General features: G+C 70.9%; 2 protein-coding genes and 2 pseudogenes. All 4 read right to left on the bottom strand.

All coding sequences use genetic code 11. The annotated features are described in order from the left end of the window. Positions 1-2,292 (bottom strand): annotated as a pseudogene (locus VN520_RS09900) (hypothetical protein); the annotation flags it as partial. An 81-nt stretch (positions 2,293-2,373) separates the two neighbouring features. Beyond that, positions 2,374-2,745, bottom strand: coding sequence for a hypothetical protein (locus VN520_RS09895; protein ID WP_325746494.1), 372 nt, complete (start codon positions 2,743-2,745; stop codon positions 2,374-2,376). Positions 2,746-2,747: 2 nt separating this feature from the next. Then, the gene (locus VN520_RS09890) at positions 2,748-3,200 is read right to left on the bottom strand and encodes a YbaB/EbfC family nucleoid-associated protein (protein ID WP_325746493.1); all 453 of its coding nucleotides are present in this window, start codon (positions 3,198-3,200) and stop codon (positions 2,748-2,750) included. A gap of 188 nt (positions 3,201-3,388) precedes the next feature. After that, a pseudogene (locus VN520_RS09885) lies at positions 3,389-4,524 on the bottom strand (hypothetical protein); the annotation flags it as partial.

Genomic DNA, 4,524 nt, shown 5'->3' with positions numbered 1-4,524 from the left:
GGGAGCACCGTTCCCTTGGCCCGGCAGCGCAGCCGCCGTACCGTCGCCCTCCCCGGCCGCTTCCTCGGGAGCCCTCTGGACATCGCCCTGCCGGGGTCCCCGGACATCGCTCTGCGGAGAACCCTGGACGTCGCTCCGCGGAGAACCCTGGACGTCGCTCCGCGGAGAATCCGGGGCGTTCCTGTCCGAGGACTCCCGGACGTCGCTTTCCTCGGACGTCACAGCCGGGTTCGCCGGCAGGTCGACGGCCGGGTTCCCCGGGGGCGCCACGCTCTCGTCACTCCGCCGGTCGGCTGTGTCGTCCGACGGTGCGGCCGGGGCGTCGTCCACCACCGGGCCGGCACCGTTGCCCGGGGTGCGTGCGGCGGGGTCACCTGTGCCTGTGACGGGGCTGTTGCCGGAGGCGCCCGGCATGCCCGCCGTGCTCGTACCGCCGGCCGTGGTCGCGGGATCCACCGTGATCACGCTGCCCCCCACGCCTGGGGCAGCGCCCACCGTGATCGGGGCGTCCACCGTGACCCGGGCGCCCAGGCCGCCGAGCGCCCGGCGGACCTCGTCGGTGTCCACCTGGGTGGCGGGGCTGCCTCCGGCGGGCACCACCCGGACCTCGGGCAGCTGCGACAAGTTGCCGTGCAGGCTGTCACGGACACCGATCTCGGCGCTGCCGGGCGGCTGGGCCCCACGCAGGGCGGCGAGGTCACGCAGCGCCTGCTCGCGGACCTCGGCGGGGCCTTGGTGGACCTGTTGCCACAGCTCGTTCTCGGCGGCGGTCACGGGCAGCGTGCCCGGCGAGTACGGCGGCGGGTCCAGGGACGTGTACGGCGGCGGGTTCGCGGAAAGGACGGCCGGGTTCTCCGCGAAGGAAGGCGGATTCTCGAACGTGTAGGGCGGGGGCGCCTGACTGCCGGTGGCGTCGGCCTGCCCGGTGGTCCGCGAGGTGACCGGCGGGACCGAGCTGGGCGTGGGGCCGTCGCCGCCCGTCGTGTGCGTGTCTGTGGGACCGTCGGCGCGGTCGGAGCCGTCGCCGGAGCGCGAGGAACTGTCGGAGTCGCTGTCGCCGCTGGAGACGGTGGGCGGCTGGTGACGCAGCTTGTCGATGAGGTGGCGCAGTTCGGCGGCGCTGTTCACGGCGCTGTCGCTGAGCGTGGCCTCGACCTGGCTGCTGATGCCCGCCCCGACGAAGGTGGACCAGCTGGTGGACCAGTCGCCCTCGAAGGCGCCCTTGATCAGGATCTCCGCCAGCGCCTCGCCGGAGCCGGCGGCGAGGAAGTCGGTCACCCCCTTCAGCCCGTAGTGCCCGGCCAGCGCACCGGGCCGGTCGGCGTTGTTGCGCAGGAGCTGGTTGTTCCGCCACAGCTCGGTGTTGTTACGGAAGGAGAGCGGATCGTTCCGGAAGGTGACCGGCACGTTGTTCGAGGGGGTGGGACCGTTCCCGTACGGGGTGGGCTCCGGGCGGTCGTCGAGAGGGCTGTCGCGGTCGGGGTCCGGCTTGGGGTTCGGTCCGTTGTTCCCGAGGTCGAAGTCCGGGTTGTTCTTCAGGTTCGGGTTGTTCTTGAAGCCGAGGTCAGGACCGTCCTTGAGGAAGTTGTTGTCGTAGCTCTTGACGATGTTCCTCGCGAAGTCGTCGAAGATGCTGGTGAAGAGGCCCGCCGCGGCGCCGAACGCGGCGGCCTTCCCGATGTCGCTCCAGTCGATGCCGTCGGGGCGGCGGCCGTCGGGGGCGAAGTTCATCATGGCCAGCCGCACCGCGAAGGTGGTGAACGCCTCGGCGAACGCCTCGGTCAGCGAGGGTGCCAGGTGCAGCCGCTGGAGGAGGTGGCTGAGCGTGGTGAGGATGAAGAAGCGGCTGCGCAGCTTGGCCATCATGATCTGGCTGGCCGAGGCGCCACCGGTGAAGAAGGACAGCGCGAGATAGATGGCGATCTCGATGAGCAGCCGGATGATCTCGGCGATGACCTGCCACTTGGACTCCATGATGTCCATGGAGGTCTTGCGACGTCCTTCGGCGATCTTGTCGAGCTGCTCGGCGAAGTCGCGCAGGTAGTTCTTGCCGCCGTCGTCGATGAGCATGCCCATCGCCTTGCCGTACGACTTGGCGAGGTCGTCCGGCATGGACTCGCCGATGTCGTGGATCGACTTGTCGATGAGCGAGGACAGCCTGTCCAGCTTCCGGCCGAGGCCGGAGTAGGGCCGACGGCTCTCGTAGGCGAGGTCCTCGTCGGCGTCCATGAGTCTCTCGCCGGTGAGGATGAAGATCATCGCGTTGACTTCGGGCGATACCTGGATGCTCATCGGGAGCCGCCCCGGAGTCCTCGCGGGCACGACGGACCGGCCGCTCCCGGCGTGGCACGGGAGCGGCAGGCGGCGTGGAGGTCAGCGGCGGCCATGCCCGCCCGGGCCGGCGCCGAATCCGTCGGTGTCGATGCGGCTGGTGCCCTGCTCGACGTCCTCGATGTTGCGGTCGCGGGTGTCCTTCATCATCCGGACCTGGCTGACCGTGGCATCGGTGATCCCCACCAGCGCGTCGCGGATGGACATCATGGTGTCCTTGGTGGTCTGCCGCTCCTTCTGCTCCTGCGGCTTGGCCTTCTCCGCGAACTCGCCCTCCGTGCCGGGCCACGTCACCGTGGGCGCCAGCTCGTCGAGGAACTCCTCGGTCATGCTCCTGGTCAGGGTGCCGATCTCCTCCAGCTGCCGTGCGAGGGCCTCGATGCGGTGCGGATCGACGTAGTACCGCTGTCCCATCGTCAGTCCTCCCCTTCGGCGCCGAGCGCGTCCCGCCAGGCGGGGGCGGTCTGACCGCCGCGTGCCGATCCGTCGTCCTCGCGCAGCACTTCGGGTCCGAAGATGCGTTCCCAGTCCAGTTCGAAACCCTTCAGTTCCGGCACGTCGCTGCTGGGCTCGGCGAAGGGTGCCATCGCCTTCATCACATGCCGGTTCATCTTCACGCGTGCCGCGTTCGCCGCCTCCAGGACACTGGCGGCGAGCTCCTGCGGGGACATGTCGCGGTACTTGTTCTCCAGGAACTCGATCCCGCTCAGTTCCCCCTGCGGGCCTGCGGTGGCGCGGACCGCGCGGTCGGAGGAGAGCGCTGCGAACGACGCCGTCCGCAGCTCGCGTTCGGTGCGCGCGACCGCCTCCTGCGCCGCCTGCAGTTCGGCCATGGCCTTCTCCAGGCGCTTCTCCAGCGGTTCCGTCATGCTCGCTCCCTCCCTCTCCGTCGGTCTCTTCGTATGTCCGGACGTCCGCGTCCCCGGACGGTGCGTCCGGTTCCGGTCCCCGGCCCGTCAACTGCTCTGTTGATCTTGCCCGGTGCAGGTCCCGCCACGGAAGCCGGGACCGGGTGAGGTTCGTCTCCGCGCGGCGGTGCACCGGAGCTGAGGGGCGGTCACCGGCCGATCACGGACGGGGTGCCGCCTTCCTCGGTGCCCCACACGTCCGCGTCCTCCTCCAGGTAGTCGGCGGACGTGGTGGGCCTGCGCCCCGGCTCCGTCTCCTCCTCCGGGGAGTCACCGCCGGTGGTCGTGACCCGGGACGCCGGTGCCAGGAAGGTGTCGCTGTCCTCCTGCCGGTTCCACGGGCTGCGCCGGCGGCGGTTGCGGCGCTCGCTCTCCTCGGCCGCGTCGACCAGGACGGCACGTACCCGCTCGCCGTTGCCCTTCTCGCCGGCCCCGCCCATGCCGCCCGCGCCACCGCCCATCGGCATACCGGGGCTACCGGGCATGCCCGGGGCACCGGGGGCTCCCCCGGCTGCGGCGGAGGCGAGCGGGGTGCCGGAGCCGGCGGCAGCACTGTCGGAAAGAGGCGCGACCCCGGCCGTGCCCGTGCTGTCCAGCGAGACGGAGCCTGCCTCCGAGAGGCCGCCGCCGGAGGCTCCGCCGCTCACCTGGCCACCGCCGATGCCGAGTTCGGAGAACGGCACGTCGCTGCTGGTGGTGCCGCCGCCACCGTTGCCGCCCGCCCCGTCCAGGCCACCGGCCCCGCCGAGCTCGTCGAGACTGTCCAGGCCGTCGAGCACGCCCGGACTTTCCAGGCGGCCGAGCGACGTGTTGAGGTCCTTCAGATCCACGGTTTCGGTGTTGCCCTGCGGGTCGGTGACGGTGGCGATGCCCGTGTCCGGGTCGATGCTCTGGAGGGTGCCGTCCGGAGAAATGGTGTTCAGGCGGCCGTTGTCCAGGAAGGTGGTGGAACCATCCGGGTTGGTCACCCTCGCGCCGTGGGTGAGGTCGGTCTCCACGGTGCTGCCGTCCGGACCGGTGCTGGTGAACATCCCGCTCTCGGGGTCGAACACACCCTTGCTGCCATCGGCGAACGTGGTGGCGAAGTCGTCGTTCACGAGCGCGGTGTGGCCGCCGGTAGGCGACTCCAGGCCGTTCACGGTGCCGATGTCCCCCAGGTCTCCGAGGCCGTTCGGGCCGTTCAGACTGCCGAGGCTGCCGAGGTTCTGGGTGGTGGTCGTCCCGTCCGGGGCGGTCGATGTGGCCTGACCGGTCGCCGGGTCCACGATCTGGGTGGTGCCGTCCG

This window comes from Streptomyces sp., assembly GCF_035563135.1.
GTDB lineage: Bacteria > Actinomycetota > Actinomycetes > Streptomycetales > Streptomycetaceae > Streptomyces.
The sequence above is the reverse complement of the archived record's forward strand: the minus strand, read 5'-3'. Positions and strand labels throughout refer to the sequence as shown.